At 71.8% G+C, this 16203-nt stretch carries 18 protein-coding genes; 10 read left to right on the top strand and 8 right to left on the bottom strand.

Going from position 1 to position 16203, the window contains the following annotated elements:
* Positions 1 to 5: 5 nt before the first annotated feature.
* Positions 6 to 626, bottom strand: coding sequence for a hypothetical protein (locus ABD437_RS06215; RefSeq protein ID WP_344647763.1), 621 nt, complete (start codon positions 624 to 626; stop codon positions 6 to 8).
* A 76-nt stretch (positions 627 to 702) separates the two neighbouring features.
* On the opposite strand from ABD437_RS06215, the gene ABD437_RS06210 reads away from it, so the two are divergent.
* Complete coding sequence (locus tag ABD437_RS06210) at positions 703 to 1542, top strand: AraC family transcriptional regulator (protein ID WP_344647762.1); 840 nt, start codon at positions 703 to 705, stop codon at positions 1540 to 1542.
* A gap of 62 nt (positions 1543 to 1604) precedes the next feature.
* A complete protein-coding gene (locus tag ABD437_RS06205) occupies positions 1605 to 2186 on the top strand; it encodes a dihydrofolate reductase family protein (protein WP_344647761.1) in 582 nt (193 codons plus the stop codon).
* Between the two features lie 7 nt (positions 2187 to 2193).
* Here the strand turns inward: ABD437_RS06205 and ABD437_RS06200 are convergent, their stop codons facing one another.
* Positions 2194 to 2940, bottom strand: a complete 747-nt coding sequence (locus ABD437_RS06200; protein ID WP_344647760.1) for an SDR family NAD(P)-dependent oxidoreductase — start codon at positions 2938 to 2940, stop codon at positions 2194 to 2196.
* A 56-nt stretch (positions 2941 to 2996) separates the two neighbouring features.
* On the opposite strand from ABD437_RS06200, the gene ABD437_RS06195 reads away from it, so the two are divergent.
* A complete protein-coding gene (locus ABD437_RS06195; protein ID WP_344647759.1) occupies positions 2997 to 4013 on the top strand; it encodes a DUF4331 family protein in 1017 nt (338 codons plus the stop codon).
* Here the strand turns inward: ABD437_RS06195 and ABD437_RS06190 are convergent.
* Genes ABD437_RS06190 through ABD437_RS06180 form a run of 3 tightly spaced genes read right to left on the bottom strand, consistent with a single transcriptional unit; the run spans position 4000 to position 7072 of the window.
* Positions 4000 to 5340 carry a protoporphyrinogen/coproporphyrinogen oxidase gene (locus tag ABD437_RS06190; RefSeq protein ID WP_344647758.1) on the bottom strand — a complete coding sequence of 447 codons (1341 nt, stop codon included), beginning with the start codon at positions 5338 to 5340 and terminating at the stop codon, positions 4000 to 4002. The genes ABD437_RS06195 and ABD437_RS06190 overlap by 14 nt on opposite strands.
* Positions 5337 to 6311, bottom strand: a complete 975-nt coding sequence (locus tag ABD437_RS06185) for a terpene synthase family protein (RefSeq protein ID WP_344647757.1) — start codon at positions 6309 to 6311, stop codon at positions 5337 to 5339. Before ABD437_RS06185 ends, ABD437_RS06190 begins: the two co-directional genes overlap by 4 nt.
* Positions 6312 to 6316: 5 nt before the next feature.
* The gene (locus ABD437_RS06180) at positions 6317 to 7072 is read right to left on the bottom strand and encodes a S1 family peptidase (RefSeq protein ID WP_344647756.1); all 756 of its coding nucleotides are present in this window, start codon (positions 7070 to 7072) and stop codon (positions 6317 to 6319) included.
* A gap of 381 nt (positions 7073 to 7453) precedes the next feature.
* On the opposite strand from ABD437_RS06180, the gene ABD437_RS06175 reads away from it, so the two are divergent.
* Positions 7454 to 8050, top strand: a complete 597-nt coding sequence (locus tag ABD437_RS06175; protein WP_344647755.1) for a MarR family winged helix-turn-helix transcriptional regulator — start codon at positions 7454 to 7456, stop codon at positions 8048 to 8050.
* Positions 8051 to 8068: 18 nt separating this feature from the next.
* Here the strand turns inward: ABD437_RS06175 and ABD437_RS06170 are convergent, their stop codons facing one another.
* Complete coding sequence (locus ABD437_RS06170) at positions 8069 to 9535, bottom strand: catalase (RefSeq protein WP_344647754.1); 1467 nt, start codon at positions 9533 to 9535, stop codon at positions 8069 to 8071.
* A 141-nt stretch (positions 9536 to 9676) separates the two neighbouring features.
* On the opposite strand from ABD437_RS06170, the gene bla reads away from it, so the two are divergent.
* A complete protein-coding gene (bla, locus tag ABD437_RS06165) occupies positions 9677 to 10498 on the top strand; it encodes a class A beta-lactamase (protein WP_344648160.1) in 822 nt (273 codons plus the stop codon).
* Positions 10495 to 10947, top strand: coding sequence for an acyl-CoA thioesterase (locus ABD437_RS06160; RefSeq protein WP_344647753.1), 453 nt, complete (start codon positions 10495 to 10497; stop codon positions 10945 to 10947). Before bla ends, ABD437_RS06160 begins: the two co-directional genes overlap by 4 nt.
* Before the next feature lie 16 nt (positions 10948 to 10963).
* Here ABD437_RS06160 and ABD437_RS06155 read toward each other — a convergent pair whose 3' ends face one another.
* Positions 10964 to 11665, bottom strand: coding sequence for an SDR family NAD(P)-dependent oxidoreductase (locus ABD437_RS06155; RefSeq protein ID WP_344647752.1), 702 nt, complete (start codon positions 11663 to 11665; stop codon positions 10964 to 10966).
* A gap of 7 nt (positions 11666 to 11672) precedes the next feature.
* Positions 11673 to 12350, bottom strand: a complete 678-nt coding sequence (locus tag ABD437_RS06150) for a helix-turn-helix domain-containing protein (protein WP_344647751.1) — start codon at positions 12348 to 12350, stop codon at positions 11673 to 11675.
* Between the two features lie 105 nt (positions 12351 to 12455).
* On the opposite strand from ABD437_RS06150, the gene ABD437_RS06145 reads away from it, so the two are divergent.
* From ABD437_RS06145 to ABD437_RS06130, 4 genes are read left to right on the top strand one after another with little or no spacing between them, the layout of a single operon-like run.
* Entirely contained in the window at positions 12456 to 13022 is a 567-nt protein-coding gene (locus ABD437_RS06145; RefSeq protein WP_344647750.1) for a hypothetical protein, read from the top strand.
* A complete protein-coding gene (locus tag ABD437_RS06140; protein WP_344647749.1) occupies positions 13009 to 13704 on the top strand; it encodes a helix-turn-helix transcriptional regulator in 696 nt (231 codons plus the stop codon). Before ABD437_RS06145 ends, ABD437_RS06140 begins: the two co-directional genes overlap by 14 nt.
* A 7-nt stretch (positions 13705 to 13711) precedes the next feature.
* Complete coding sequence (locus ABD437_RS06135; RefSeq protein ID WP_344647748.1) at positions 13712 to 14287, top strand: Pvc16 family protein; 576 nt, start codon at positions 13712 to 13714, stop codon at positions 14285 to 14287.
* Entirely contained in the window at positions 14284 to 16188 is a 1905-nt protein-coding gene (locus tag ABD437_RS06130; RefSeq protein WP_344647747.1) for an ATP-binding protein, read from the top strand. Before ABD437_RS06135 ends, ABD437_RS06130 begins: the two co-directional genes overlap by 4 nt.
* The last annotated feature ends 15 nt before the right edge of the window (positions 16189 to 16203 follow it).

The raw sequence follows: 16203 nt of genomic DNA, 5'->3' as shown, positions 1-16203 counted from the left end.
GCCCGTCAGGCGACGAGGTAGATCACCGAGAAGGCCTCGTAGATCGCGCCGATGACCAGCAGCACGACGACCCAGACGTAGATCCGCGCGGTCGCGCGGAGCCCGGCGACGTACCCGGCCCCGTGGCCGGCCAGGCCGTACCGGCGCGGTTGGAGGAAGCGGCGGGCCTGTACCCAGGTCGCGAACGCCACCAGGACGTAGGCCGCGCCTTCGATGAGCAGCGTCACGTAGTGGAACAGGAAGGCCGCGTCCTCCTGGCCGGCCGGGGTGAACAGCACACCCCAGGAGAAGATCCGCACCGCGGTGACGACGACGCCGAGGAACGGCACGACGAGGCTGGGCAGCGTCGTCTGGAGCATCGAGGCGAGCACCAGGTTGACCAGGAACGTCACGGTGGCCGCCCAGGCCACGTTCTCGCTGCGGTACGCCTCGGCGACGAGCGTGCCCAACCCCGGGGTGTCGGGTTCGCCGTGGAGTTGCCCGAGCCCGCCCGGGCGCGTCTCCGGGACGAGCACGGTGAGCAGCACCCCCGCGAGGAACAGCGCGAGGTTGACCAGCGCGATCACGACGAGCGCACGTCGGTGCTCGCGGAGCGGGCGGCGTAACTGCGGTGCGACTGACGACATCGATTTCTCCCATCCGAGTGTCTAGTACAGCGTACTAGCACACTGTACTAGACGCGAGCTCGGCGATGATGGGGGCGTGGAGTACGTGTCCAGAGCGCCGCGTCCGCCGCTGGACGGGCTGATCGACGACCTCTACTACCTGGAGGGCGTTCCGCCGTATCCCCGGCTGCTCCTGCCGGCCGCGCCCGCGCCGCTGCTCATCGTCAATCTCGGAGCGCCGTTCCTCATCCGCGGCGGTACCGACGACGCGGCCGCGGAGTACGCCGACGGCTGCGTGGTCACCACGCCCACCCGCGCGTGGGAGTGCGGCTATCCGGCCCCGACCCGGTCGGTGGGGGTCCACGTCAAGCCGTGGGGACTGGCACCGTTCCTTCCCGGGCCGGCGTCCGACTGGTGCGATCGACCGGCGACGGTCGGGCGGATCTGGGGTCCGGGCGCGGTCGCCGACCTGCGGCAACGGCTGACCGCGGCCGCCGGGCCGGACGAGATGCTGACGGTGCTCGAGGACGAGCTGGTGCGACGCCTGCGCGCGGTCGACGGTCTCGACCTGGTCCGGGACGTGAGCAGCACGATCGCGTCGACCGGCGGCACGGTGCCGATCAGCGAGATCGGCCTGGCCGCCCGCGCCAGCAGCACGTACCTGGCGAAGCGGTTCAGGGCCGTCGTCGGGGTCACGCCGAAGCGGCTGGCGCGCAGCTACCGCTTCACCTTCACGGTGCTGGCCCTCGACGTCGCCGCGCCGATCGACTGGGGGGACGTCGCCGCCCGCGCGGGCTACTTCGACCAGGCCCACTTCGTGCGCGAGTTCCGGGAGTTCACCGGGCTCACCCCGACCCGGTACGTCGAGGTGCGTCGACGTTTCCTGCGTGAGCACGCCGACCACACCCTGGACGGGTGGCCGCTACCGGCCGATTGATTTTGTACAAGAGCGCGCACTCGGGACCCACCAGGCTGGGACTCCGAACCGAGGAGGAACCAGTGGGGAAAGTGGTAATGAACGCGTCGGTCTCGGTGGACGGCTTCATCGCCGCGGCCGACGACGACCCCGGCCCGATCTTCGAGTGGCTGGTCAGCGGCGACGTGCCGCTGGACTCCGGCGGCGTGCTGAAGGTGTCGCAGACCTCCTACGACCACATCCGGCCGTACTGGGACGAGATCGCGGTGACCATCGCGGGCCGGCACGCGTTCGACATCACCGACGGCTGGGACGGGACGCCGCCGAGCGGGATTGACCACGTGGTCGTGGTGACCCACCGGCCCGCGCCCGAGGGCTGGGACGCCACGGCGCCGTTCCACTTCGTCGGGGGCATCGAGGCGGCGGTGACCACGGCGAGGGAGCTGGCCGGCGACCGCACGGTCGAGGTCGCCGCCGGCGACGTCGGCGGCCAGCTGCTCGCCGCCGGACTGGTCGACGAGGTGCGAATGGACGTCGCGCCCGTCGTGCTCGGGTCCGGCAAGCGCTACTTCGGCTCGGTCGACGGTCTGCACCTGCTGGAGGACCCGGACCTGGTGATTCCCGGCAAGCGGGTGCTCCACCTGCGGTACCGGGTGCGCCGCTGACCGGCGCTCAGTCGTACATCAGGCCGCCGTCGATGAGCAGGCCGATGCCGGTGATGAACGCGGCCTGGTCGGAGAGCAGGTAGGCCACGGCCTGGGCGATCTCCTCGGTGGAGGCGATCCGGCCCATCGGGATCAGCTCGGCCCACTCCCGCTGGTTCTCCTCCGGGAACGCGGCCAGCCCCGCCGTCAGCACGGTGCCCGGGCAGATCGCGTTGATCCGGATGTTGCGGCGCGCGTACTGCAGCGCGGCGTTCTTCGTCAGGCCGATCACGCCGTGCTTCGCCGCGGTGTACGCCGCCATCCCGGGCGCGTTCTTGAGGCCGGCGTTCGACGCCATGTTGACGACGCTGCCGTGCCCGGCGTCGACCATGACCTTGAGTTCGGCCCGCAGGCACAGGAATGTGCCGCGCAGGTCGACGCCGAGCACCTGGTCCCAGGTCTCGATCTCCAGCTCGTGCAGGTCGCTGGGTGCGTGCCCGATCCCGGCGTTGTTCACCGCCAGGTCGAGGCCGCCGAGGTGACGCACCGCGCGCTCGATCAGCTCGTCGACGCTGTCCGGGTCCGCGACGTCCGCGTGGACGAACGTCGCCGTGCCGCCCTCGGCGCGGATCGTCTCGACGGTCTCCTCGCCGCCCCCGGTGTCGAGGTCGGCGACGACCACCTCGGCGCCGAGCGAGGCCAGGTGCACCGCGGTCGCCCGGCCGATACCGGAGCCGGCTCCGGTCACCACGACCCCCGCGCCGCTGAACGTCATGAAGATGCACCTCCAAGTAGGTAGGACTCCTATCAAGATCGTGGCATGCTGAGTCCATGTCCCACCACCTGGATTCACCCCTGGCCCGCCAAGACCCCCGACTCAACATCACCGACCAGTACGTGTTCGACGTCGACGACGCGACCGTGCTGGTGATGAACGTCCGCACGTCGCTCGCGGGCACGGACAGCCCGGCCGGCTTCCACCCCGAGGGAAGGTACGAGTTCAAGATCCACCAGGGCGACGCCGACCGGGAGTCGCTGACGTTCCGCGTCTCCTTCGACCCGGAGGACGCCGACGGCGAGCAGACGTACCGCCTGGTCCGCCTCGACGGTGACGACGCCGGCCGCGACGACGCCGACGGCACGACGCTCGTCGAGGGTCGTACCGGCGAGGCCGTCGACGGCCCCGGCGGCCTCCGGATCTGGGCCGGCCGCGCGGCGGAGCCCTTCTACCTCGACCTCGGCCTGCTCGGCGCGGTCGACCAGGTCGTGCAGCACGGGGAGGACGTGCCGATCACCGGCTGGGCCGGCCAGAACACGTTCGCCGGAGCCGCGGTCGACAGCATCGTTCTCCAGCTTCCGCACACCGATCCCGTGGTCGCACCCGGTCGCGACATCCGGGTGTGGAGCGTCGCGAAGCTCGCCACCGACGCCGGCGGCTGGCGTCAGATCAACCGGGCCGGCCTGCCGATGATCTGGCCGATCTTCCGCGACGCGGAGAGCGACGTCGCCAGCGAGTCCGACCAGACCCACCCGGCCGACGACCGGGCCAACTACGCGAAGACGATCACCGACCTGGTCGCCGGGGTCGTGACCCGCCGGGGCACCTCGGCCCGGCCCGACGCGTACGCGGCCGCGGTGACCGAGCGGCTGACGCCGGACACCCTGCCGTACCGGGTCGGCACGCCCGCGGTGTTCGGCTTCGCCGGGTTCAACGGCAGGCACCTGGCGGACAACGCGCCCGAGGTGATGTTCTCGCTGGTCACCAACAGCGCGGTGACGACCGGCCTGAGCGCGCCGGCCTCGTCGGACACGTTCCCCTACGTGGTTCCCAGCCCTACGACCCGATGATCTGCCGCGCGGCGCGCTCCCCTGAGCTCAAGGACGTGTTGGTGGTGGCGGCCGAGAAGTAGTCGCCGGCATAGAGGACCCGGTCCGCCGGCGACCGACTCCGGAGGAAACGCCCCAGCGCGGCGGTGCTGCCGGGGGAGCGCGTCGGCGCACACGGGTTCCATCGCTTGACGAACGACATCTCCACCCGGTCGGCCAGACCGCGCAGGCTCTCGAGCTGTGCGATCTCGCCGAGGGCGGCGTCGGCCACGGCGGTGTCGTCGTCGTCCCAGTGCCGGCGGCACCACTCGTCCCGCCAGGAGAACGTCATGAGCCCTTTGCCGTCGGGGGCTCGGCCGGGCGCCCGGCGGTGATCGTTGATCCACACGAACAGGTCCCGGTGCTCGGTTCTCGGGACGTTCACCCAGATCGCCTCCTCCGGCAGCCGCTCGGTTAGCCCGAACATCACCTGGATGCTGCGGACGAACCGCAACGCGGAGAAGTAGTCGTGCGCCTCCGGCGTCATCTGCGGGTAGATCCGCGGGAGGTCACGCGCGGGGACGGCGACGATGCAGTGGTCCGCCGACTCGGTGCGCGTTGACCCGTCCGCGTTCCGCCACGACACCTGGACCTCGTCGCCCCGCACCTCGACGTTCTCGACCCGGCAGTTCAGCCGTACGTCCAGGTCTTTCGCCAGCCCGAGCGGCAGGAACGACATCCCCTCCGGCGAGTTGAAGTACGCCCCTCCGAGCAGGTAGTGCTGGATCGTGAAGAGGACGAGGCCGATGGTGAACTGATCGGCGTCGACCAGGTTCATGGCCCGGCCCAGCGGACCGACGACGTACTCCAGGAGCTCGTCGTCGAGGCGCCTCCGGCTGTACTCCTCGGCTGATTCGTCCCAGTCCGTCGCGTCGGAGAAATCGTCCCAGCGCAGGCTCGGCCGGGCCCGACGCACGTCACGGAGCAGCCGGACCGCCTTCAGCTTCGACGCCGGGCCGAGCAGCCCGGAGCGCACCAACTGTCCCACCGGCCACACGGCCGCGGGGTCGACGCGGTGCACGGTGGTGCCCCGGAGCGTGCCGATGAGGCCGCTCGTCGGCACGATCTTGCTGGTCAGCCCGGCGTCGGCGATGAGGCGTCGCATCTGGAGGTACGACGACGTGAGCACCGACGCCCCGGTGTCCAGCAGGTAGTCGCCCACGCGTTCGGTCTGCATCCGGCCGCCCACCCGATCGCTCGATTCGAGCGTGACCACCTCGGCGCCCGCCCTGGTCAGCCGGAAGGCCGCGGTGAGGCCGGCGATGCCGGCGCCGACGACGATCACTTTGCGGCCCGCGAGACCGGTCATCGGTCGACTCCTTCGAAGATCAGGTCGTCGGTTCCGCCGAGGCTCTCCAGCCCGTCGGCCCGGTCGTACCGGTCCGTGCGGGCGTACCAGGCGAGGTGGCCGCTGAGCAGGTGTTCCAGGGCGGCGACCGCGCGCCGCGACCGGTGGTCGGACGTCGCCAGCACCGCGTCGCGCCGGTCCAGGAACTCGGTCAACCGATCGGCGAAGAGCTGATGAGCCAGCTCGATCGCCTGCGGCAGGTTGCACTGGCGTTCGTCCTGCAGGCTGAGCACCACGTTGTGGGACTCCCCGTTCGCGATCTCCCGGTCGAGCGAGCGCAGGTCCTGGATGAGGATCATGAGCCGGCCCGCCGTGGCCAGCAGCGCCGAGAAGTCCCGGCTCTCGCGCGACTCGGCCGGCAGCACCGTGCCCACGGCGAACTCCGCGAGATCGGCCAGCACCGGCCAGGCGAACGTGTTCACCCGCAGGTCGAAGTAGACGTCCGGCGCGGGGATCCGTCCGGACGCCCGCAACTCGAGTTCATCGACCAGGCTCCGGCAGTAGTCGTCGAGATGGCCGAGCAGGCGCTGCCGCAGCGGAGCCGGCGCGGGGGAGAGCCGGTCCCGCACGAGCTCACCCAGCGCGTTCATCAGCGGTCCGGACGCCGGGGCTCCGGCCAGTACCGCCGACACCCGGTCCGCCGCCGCGGCCGCTTTCGCGGGCGACGCACCGAGCCGATGGACGTCGAAGTGGTCGTCGTACACGAACATCCAGGCCACGAGTTCGGCCATGGTGCGCAGCTCGTCCGGCTCCGCGGTGGGGTAGAGGGACGCGACCAGGAGGTCGAACCGGGCCCGCTCGAACTGCCGGCTCAACTCGGGCGTGGCCAGACCGGACCGCAGCAGCCAGCCTTGCAGTTGCGGCCCGAGCGCGGCCGCGTGCGGGTTCATCAGGGCCGGGAACGGAACGTGCAGAACGGGAACGTCGATCATCGTGGTCAGAGGTCGCCGATCGTCTCGGTGATCCAGTCGGCGGCGACGTCGACGCGCGCGGTGGTCTCCTCGTCGGCGTGCGGGCACCCCGGCCCGCTGCTCTCGGTCGACACGACCTCCGGCCCCGCCTCGGTCATCCGGAAGTACGGGGCGCCGGAGTCGAGCAGGCACGCGCTCGTGTCCGGTGCCGGCTCGGCGCCGGTCACCCCGATCGTCGAATCGCCCACGCTGCCGACCGTGAACACGCCGGTCTGCAGACGATCGGCGGGGGTGGTGGAGCCGCCGTCCAGTGCGCCCCAGCCGGTCAGCCGGAGTCGCTCTCCGACCTCCGGCTCGCCGGCCGCGACCAGAATCGGCTCGACGTCCGTCACCGGGGCCGCCAGCCGGGCGAGCGCGATGTCGTTGACGGGGGACTGGTGCACCTCGACCACGGACGTGTCCACTCCGCCGTCCCCGTCGGCCTCGACCCGGCCGAGCACCACTGTGGTGTCGTAGGGCACCGGTCCGCTCACGCGCTCACCGGCGACGTCGTGGAAGCAGTGCCCGGCGGTCAGCACCCATTCCGGGGCGACGAGCGCGCCCGAACAGCCACTGTCGCGGGTCGTGCCGTCGGGCTTCGGGATCCCGGTCATCGTCAGCTTCGCCGCGAACCGGAAGCTGCCCTCCTCCACCGGCACGCCGTTGGCCACCGCGTGGGCCGGCGACGCGCTCATCACCAGAGCGGCACCGGCGGCTAGGACAAAGATCGAAAGCGAACGCACGTCAACTCCTAGATAGGTAGGACTCCTTTCTAACTTCGGATTCAAGGGGTTTGCGGAGTGGGACGGATTCCGGTCACTCGCGCGGATCCGCCCCGCTCGCGGCGAGGGCTGATCGAATTGCGATTCGACGGGTTGAGCAGGCAAAACGCGACCGGGGTGAACAGAGTTCAATCGGTGCGACGTCCGCCACATGAGACGGTGATCACGCCTCCGACCGGCGGAGCAGCGTGGTCGTTCGGGCGGGGTTGACCGGAAACGGCCTTGTCCGACGACCGGCACATCCGGCCCGAACCAGGCCATCCTCGCAGCTTAGCGGGGTAGTTGGCACTCAGAAGGAACCGTCGGCGAGCTACGATGACTTGTCCTACCGAAGGCGGTCAGATGATCGACGGCACGGCCGACCTCGATCGGCGGCTGGCGGATACCGTCGAGCGGCTCGCGAACGGCTTGCGCGCGCTTGCTCAGCGCAGCGCCCGCCGGCACAACCTGTCGCCATTGCAGCAACAGGTCGTGCTCGCGCTCTGTCGGCAGCCCCCGGCCCGCCGGGAGGTGAACGCGCTCGCCGCCGAGTTCGACGTCACCACCCCGACGGTGTCCGACGCCGTGGCCGCGCTCGAACGCAAGCAGCTGCTCACCCGCACGCCGGGTTCGGACGCCCGTCGGCGCGTGCTGTCGCTGACCGAACTCGGGTTCAGCGTCGCCGAGGAGCTCAGCGGGTGGGACGGCTCGCTCGTCGAAGCGCTCTCGGCGCTGCCGGTGGAGGACCGGGCCACGACGCTGCACACGCTGCTGCGAGTCATCGCCGACCTGCAGCGCCGGGGCGCGATCAGCATCGCGCGCACGTGCACGACCTGTCGCTTCTTCCGCCCCGACGTGTACCCCGACCCGGCCGCTCCGCACCGGTGCGAGCTGCTGCAGACCGCACTGCCGCTCACCGAGCTCCGCACCGACTGTCCGGAACACGAGCTGGTCGGGTAGTTCGAGCCGTCCGGGTGGTCACAGCGCGCCGATCGCCTCGCAGGCCTTGCGCACACCCTCGCCGTAGGCCGGGTCGGCCTGGGCGCAGTTCGCGACGTGCCGCTCCACGGTCTCCCGCCGGGCACCCTTGATCGCCCGCGCGGTGTTGTCGAACAGCACCTGCTGCTGCGCGCCGCTCATCGAGCGGAACAGGTCACCCGGCTGCTCGTAGTAGTTGTCGTCGTCGGCGCGGAAGTCGAACCGGTCCGCGGTGCCGCCCACGGCGCGAGCCGGCTCGGCGAACGCCGGCTGCTCGGGCCAGCGTCCGGCGTTGTTCGGCTGGATACCCGGCACCGCGCCCTGGTTGCCGTCGACACGCATGGCCCCGTCCCGGTGGTACGAGTTCACCAGCCGCGCACCCCGCGGGTAGTTCACCGGGATCTGGTGGTGGTTGACGCCCAGCCGGTACCGGGCGGCGTCCCCGTACGAGAACAGGCGGCCCTGGAGCATCTTGTCGGGGCTGAGCGAGATGCCCGGGACGACGTTCGCCGGCGTGAACGCGACCTGCTCGACGTCGGCGAAGTAGTTCTCGGGGTTGCGGTCGAGCTCGAGCACGCCCACCTCGATCAGCGGGTAATCCTTCTTGCTCCACACCTTCGTCAGGTCGAACGGATGGAAGCGGTAGCTCTCGGCGTCGCTCTCCGGCATCACCTGGACGAAGAGCTTCCAGCTCGGGAAGTCGCCGCGCTCGATGGCGTCGAACAGGTCGCGCTGGTGTGACTCGCGGTCGTGGCCGATCAGCACGCCGGCCTCGTCGTCGGTGAGGTTCTGGATCCCCTGCTGGGTGCGGAAGTGGAACTTCACCCAGTGCCGCACGCCGGCGGCGTTGACGAAGCTGAACGTGTGCGACCCGAAGCCGTGCATGTGGCGGTAGGAGCGGGGAATGCCGCGCTCGCTCATCACGATCGTCACCTGGTGCAGCGCTTCCGGCAGGTTCGTCCAGAACCCCCAGTTGTTCTCCGCGCTGCGCAGGTTGGTGCGCGGGTCCCGCTTCACGGCGTGGTTCAGATCGGGGAACTTCAGCGGGTCGCGGAAGAAGAACACCGGGGTGTTGTTGCCGACGACGTCCCAGTTGCCCTGCGGGGTGTAGAAGCGCACGGCGAAGCCACGGATGTCGCGCTCGGCGTCGGCGGCACCGCGCTCGCCGGCGACCGTGGAGAAGCGGACGAACGTCTCGCACGTGTTGCCGACGGAGTTGAACAGCTCGGCCATCGTGTAGCGGGTGACGTCGTTGGTGACCGTGAACGTGCCGAACGCGCCGGAGCCCTTCGCGTGCATCCGTCGCTCGGGGATGACCTCGCGGTCGAAGTGCGCGAGCTTCTCCAGCAGCCAAAGGTCCTGCAGGAGCACCGGACCGCGCGGGCCGGCGGTGAGGCTGTTCTGGTTGTCCGCGACGGGCGCCCCGGCGGCCGTGGTCAGCGGATCGAGGTTGTCTTCGGCGGCCATTGCTCACTCTCGGTTCGGTAGGACTCCTATCGACACTGTGCCAGAATGGTTCGCGACAGGACAAGACAGAACTGAACCACTCCAGAAAGAGGGCGTCTGATCATGGTGCGGCTGTTCGCGGTGGCGACCTCGCTGGCCTTGATGTTCACCGGGTCGGCCGCCGTCGCCGCCCCGTCCGATACCCGCGACGCGCTGCGTCGATTGGAGTCGACCTACGACGCCCGGCTCGGCGTCTACGCGGTGGACACCGGCACCGGCCGCACGGTCGCGTACCGGGCGGACGAGCGGTTCGCCTACGCGTCGACGTACAAGGCGCTCGCCGCGGCCGCGGTGCTCGACCGCACCGAACCCGCGGCACTGAACCGGGTCGTGCGGTACACCGCCGCCGACGTGGTGGACGGTTCGCCGGTCACGGCCGAGTACGCCGGGCGCGGTCTGCCGCTCGGCCGGATCGCCGAGGCGGCGGTCACCAGGAGCGACAACACGGCCGGGAACCTGCTGTTCCGTGAGCTCGGCGGCCCGGCCGGCTTCGAGCGGGCACTGCGCTGCCTCGGCGACCGGGTGACGTCGGCGGACCGGGTGGAGCCCGCCCTCAACGGCGCGGTGCCCGGCGACGTCCGCGACACCAGCACTCCGCGCGCGCTCGCCGCCGACCTGCGTGCCTACGCGCTGGGTGACGCGCTCGACGCCGCGGATCGTGGGCGACTGGTCGGCTGGCTGCGCGGCAACACCACCGGCGGCGAGTTGATCCGCGCCGGTGTCCCGGCCGGCTGGATCGTCGGTGACAAGACCGGAGCCGCCGAGTACGGCACCCGCAACGACATCGCGGTGCTCTGGCCCCCGTCCGGCGCGCCGATCGTCCTCGCGGTGCTCTCCCGCAAGACCGACGCGGACGCCGAGTACGACAACGCCCTGATCGCCGACGCCGCCCGCGTGGTCTCGGCCGAATTGCGGTCGGCATGACCCACACGACGCGGATCGCGGTCCGCAGCGACGACATCGACGTCAACGGACACGTGCGTGACTCGAAGTACCTCGACTACGCGGTGCACGCCCGCTGGGTGACCCTGGCGCACGCCGGGCTCGACGCCACGAAGCTGGTCGCGGCCGGTCTCGGGCCGGTCAACCTCGAGGTGTCGATCACGTACTCGCGCGAGCTGGTGCTCGGCGACGAGGTCGCGGTCGAGACCCGGTTCGAGTACCCGTCGCCGAAGCTCGTGAAGGTGGTGCAGACACTGACCCGGCGCGACGGGGTCGTCGCCGCGCAGGTCGTCAGCGTCACCGGCCTGATGGACCTGCGGGCACGGAAGCTGGTCGACGACGCGGCCGGGCGCTACGGCGAGTTCCTGCGCGACCTCACCGTCGTCGACCTCGTCCCGTTCACAGGCTCTGCCCCCCGGACAGGTCGATGACGCTTCCGGTGGCCCACTAGAACGCGTCGGAGAGAACGGCGGGCACGGCCGCGGTGATGTCGTCGACCGTCGCGATGCGACCCTGAGCGATCGTGTGCGCGGCCAGTTCACGCACCTGCGGTGCGTGCATGAGCCCGCCGCCGAAGTCGGTGTCCACCGCGCCGCCCATCAGCGTGTTGACCCGGATCCGCCGGTCGGCGAGCTCGACGGCCTGGTATCGGGTGAGTGCCTCCACCGCGCTCTTGGTCGCGGCGTAGGCGGCCATGCCCGGCACCACGCCGCGGGTCAGCGCGGTGGTCACGTTGAGGATCCGGGCGCCGTCGGCCAGCAGCGGCAGCGCGCTCTGCGTCAGGAAGAACGGCCCGCGCAGGTTGACGGCCACGAGTTCGTCGAACTGCGCGGGGGTGGTCTCGGCGAACGGCGCGAACACCCCGATGCCGGCGTTGTTGACCAGGTAGTCGAGCCGGTGGGCACCGAAACGCTCCCGGATCGTCGTCCGCGCGGCGGTGACGAAGTCGCCGAACGTCTCCGGCCGCGTGACGTCCAGCGGGAGGAACGCGACGCGGTCGCCGAGGCCGGCGCTCACCGCCGCGGCCTCGTCCGCGCCCCGGTGGTAGGTGCCGAGAACGGCGAGGCCGGCGCGCGTCAGGTGGCGGGCCGCGCCGGCCCCCAGCCCACGGTTCGCCCCGGTCACCAACGCCACTTTCTGATCGGTCATCACCCGATCATCGAGCGGGTCCGGTCCGCTCGACAGCGGATGTCCGGTGAGCGGACACCTCGGTGCCGGCTCGGCGTTCGAGCGCGAGCGCGGCCCGGTGGACCGGGGCCGCGAAGCGCTCGGCCGGACGCGCCGCCGTGGCGATCTGCAGCGCCGCGCGTGCGCCGCCGGGCAGCACGATCGGCACGGCGTAACACGTCACCCCGCCGAGCTCCGGACCGTGCGCGACGGCCTGCCCGACGTGCCGCCGGCGGCCCGGCCGCAGCACCTGCCCGGCCGCGGTGGAGGCCGGCATGTCCGCGCCCGACCGGGCGTCGATCGGCAGCGCCTCCCGGCCCGGCACCATCTCCAGCGCGACGAACGCCTCCGCGCGCGGCACCACCAGGGACACCGCGCCGCCGGTCAGTTCACGCAGCTCCCGGATCACCGGCATGGCCTGCGCACGCAGCCCCGGCACCGGCTCGACGGACCGGGCCAACCCCAGCATCCCGGCCGCCAGCGTCCACCGGCCGTCGCGCCGCTCGACGGCGCCCACCTCGGCCAGCTGGTCCAGCAACCGGTAGACGGTGGGCCGCGGGAGCCCGGTCGCGCGGGCCAGCCGGGCCACCTGCTGCCGGGGGCCGACGCCGGGCAGCGCGTGCAGGACGCGGAAGGCGCCGTCGAGCACCCCTCGCTGAATCGGCATGGCTCGATAGTTACAGAACGTAGTAACAAGCGGGTCAGTATTCGTCCACACCGGTCGGCCTACATTCGCGGCGTTCCCTGCTTCGATTCAGTCAGGAGTAGTTTCGTGCGACGTCCCCCGGTGTCCCTGGCCGCCGCAGTTGGCCTGAGCGCCGTTCTGGCCCTCAGCGCCTGCGGCAACGACGCACCCGCGCAGCTGCCGGCGTCGGCGCCCGCGGCACCGCCGACCTCGGCCGCCCCGAGCGACCAGCAGCAAACCGGGCAGCAGCCCGGCGCCGCCCCGGAGACCAATCCGAACGGTGGTTACTGGCCGGCGTCGATAAACGCCGCCGAGAACAAGAAGCTCGGCACGATCGTGACCGACGGCGACGGCTTCACGCTCTACCGCTTCGACAAGGACAGCAACCACCCGTCTCGGACGACGTGCTTCGACGCCTGCGCGCAGAAGTGGCCGCCGGTGCTGACCCGGAACAAGATCGTCTTCAACGGCATCGACCGGAACGCGCTCGGCACCATCCAGCGGTCCGACGGCACCTACCAGGTGACGCTCGGCGGGTGGCCGGTGTACCGCTTCGCCGACGACGCGAAGCCCGGCGACATCTCCGGCGAGGCCGTGCAGGGCACCTGGTTCACGCTGGCCCCCTCGGGCAAGAAGGCCAATGGGGACGACTGATCGGATGCGCAGGGACATCTCGTCGGCGCTCGCGGTCGAGTCCGGTGCGAGCCGGTCGGGGCCGCAGCGCATCGACGTCACCGTCCACTGCGAAGACCCGCTGACCCGCGCCGGGATCGCGAGCCATCTGCGCACCGAACCGCTGATCGCCCTCCGGGACACCTCGGCGCAGTCGAGCGGCGGCGTGGCGATCGTGCTCGCCGATCGGCTGGACGACTTCACCGCCGCGCGTCTGCGCCGGCTCGCGCAGACCCAGCAGGTGGTGTTCGTCGTCGGCCAGTTGCCCGAGCGGGAACTGCTCCGCGCGCTCGACCTCCGGGTGACCGCGATCGTGCTGCGCCACCAGGCCACCCCGGAGCGGCTGGTCAACGCCGTCCGCTCGGCGGTCCGTGGTGACCGGGACCTGCCCGGTGACCTCGTCGGCCAGCTCGTCGACGTCGTCCACCGGCTCCTCGTGCAGGCCGACGGCCACGTGGCCCCGACCGCCTCGCACGGGCCGACCGACCGGGAGCTGGACGTGCTGCGCCTGCTCGCCGAGGGCTGGGAGACCCGCGTGATCGCGACCAGGCTCGCGTACTCCGAGCGCACGGTGAAGAACGTCCTGCAGGGCTTCACGGCCCGGTTCCAGCTGCGTAACCGGGCGCACGCGGTCGCGTTCGCGTTCCGCGAGGGCTACCTGTGAACCGCCCGTGATCAACGACGTCGATCAGGTGCTGCGTACCCTGCTCACCGAGATAGCGACGCCGGCCGGAGCCGGTGAGGTGGTCTTCGACGCGCCGACCAGGGACTGGGCGGCGCGGCGGACCGGCCCGACGGTCAACGCGTACCTGTACGAGATCCAGGAGGATCTGGCCCGCCGGGAACGCGGCGCGATCTCGATCCGCGACGAGAGCGGCCGGGTCGTCGGACGTCGCCAGCCGCCCCGGTGGTTCCGGTTGACGTACCTGGTCACGGCGTGGACGAGCCGGCCCGAGGACGAGCACCGGCTGCTCTCCGCGGTGCTCGTCGGACTGCTGCCCCGGGAGACGGTGCCGCTGGACGGCGCTCCGGCCGCGCTGGCCGCGCTCGGCGTGGCGCTGCCGATCACGGTCGGGGTACCGCCCGAGCAGTCACGGTCGATCGCCGACATCTGGTCCGCGCTGGGCGGGGAGCTGAAACCGTCTCTGGACATCACGGTCGTGGTGCCGTTCCCGGTCTCGCCCGAGTACCGGACCGCTCCGGTGGTCACCGAACCGCTCGTCGCCGACGTGCGGGTACGCGAGTGACGGCGCTGCTCGCGCCGCTGGCCGCGCTGCACGAGCGGCTCCGGGCGACGATCGCGGAGAGCGTCGCGGGCGATCCCGGCGCGTTCGACCCGCTTCGCGGCCTGGTCGTCGCCCCGGACGCGGCGCTGGGATTCGCCGAGCGCGGCCCGCTCGCCGCGTCCACACCGGACGAGTTCCGACCGGGCCCGCTGCGGCTGCCGGACGACGTCGCCACCGCGTTCGCGCTCACCCCGCTGGACGAGGCGATCCTGCTGATCGCGGTCGCGCCGGACGTCGACCGCCGGGTGGAGCCGCTGTACGGCTACCTCAACGACGACGTCAGCCGCCGGCGCGCGACCGTGCAACTGGCGCTGGAGCTGCTCGGTCTCGGACCGCACCTGGCCGAGGCGCGGGCGCGGTTCCACCGGTCGGCACCGCTGCGTGCCGGCGGCTTGCTCACGCTCGACGACGACGACCGGCCGCTTCCCGGGCGCTCGCTGCGGGTTCCGGACCGGGTCGTCGCGCACCTGCTCGGTGACGACACGCTGGACGAGGAACTCGTCGGCGTCGCGCGGTTGGTGCCGGTGCCCGCCGTGCCGCCGGTGTCGGCGTTGGTCGGGCTGCCGTCGGCGGGACCGCTGCTGGTGCACGTCCGCGCGGCCAGGGCGGACGCCTCGGACGGTGCCGACGCCGCGGTGGACGCCATCACCGCGACGGGACGACCCGCCCTGGTCGTCTCCCCGCTGGCCCCACTCCCGGCCGCGGTGCGCGAAGCCCGGCTCCGGGACGCCGGGCTCGTCGTCGGCCCCCTGGTCGACGACGCTGCCCGGTCGATCCGGCAGCTGGCCGCGGTCCCACCGCCGCCGGTGCTGCTCACGTACGGACCGACCGGCCTCGACCCGGCCTGGGCGCCGGAGACGACAGTGGTCACCGTCGAGGTTGCGCACCCGACGCCGACGGTGCCGGCCGAGTTCGCGACCGCGCTCGCGCCCTACCGGCTCACGCCGGCCCAGATCGACGCCACGGTCGAGGCGGCCCGGGTGTTCGCCGCGATCGACCGGTTGCCCGTGGCCGACACGCACGTCCAGCGTGCGGCGCGGCAACAGTCGGCGCCGCAGCTGGACCGGCACGTGCGCCGGGTGCCGCCGGCCGTGGGCTGGAACGACCTGATGCTGCCGGACGACCGGTCCGCCCAGCTGCACGAACTGGTCGTCCGGGCCCGCACCAGGCAGCAGGTCCTCGGGGGTTGGCGGATGCGTACCGGCGGCGGCCGCGGACAGGGTGTCGTGGCGCTGTTCGCCGGCGAATCCGGCACCGGCAAGACGCTCGCGGCCGAGGTCGTCGCCGGGGAGCTCGGGCTGGATCTGCACGTCGTCGACCTGGCCTCGCTGGTCGACAAGTACGTCGGCGAGACCGAGAAGAACCTCGAGCGGGTGTTCACCGCCGCCGACCAGGCCGACGCCGTCCTGCTGTTCGACGAGGCCGACGCGGTGTTCGGCAAACGCGGTGGCGTCCGGGACGCGCGCGACCGCTACGCGAACCTGGAGAGCGCCTACCTGCTGCAGCGGCTGGAGTCGTTCGGCGGGATCGCGGTGCTCACCACCAATCTCCGCGCGAACGTCGACGAGGCGTTCACCCGCCGGTTCGACCTGGTGGTGGACTTCCCGTTCCCGGACGCCGAGCACCGGGCCCGGCTGTGGTGGCTCGCGCTCTCCGGCGCACCGCACGCCGACGGCCTGGCCGAGATCCTGCCGCGGCTGGCCGCGCAGTTCGAACTGGCCGGTGGCGCGATCCGCAGCGCCGCCGTCACCGCCGCCTACCTGGCCGCCGGGCGCGGCACCCCGGTCACCGCGGCCGACGCACTGGCCGGCGCCGAGCGGGAGTACCGCAAGCTCGGCCGGCTCGTCCCCACCCCGGCCTGACCACGATCGAAAGGC

The sequence above is a fragment of the Cryptosporangium japonicum genome, assembly GCF_039524755.1.
Classification (GTDB): Bacteria; Actinomycetota; Actinomycetes; order Mycobacteriales; family Cryptosporangiaceae; genus Cryptosporangium; species Cryptosporangium japonicum.
The sequence above is the reverse complement of the archived record's forward strand: the minus strand, read 5'-3'. Positions and strand labels throughout refer to the sequence as shown.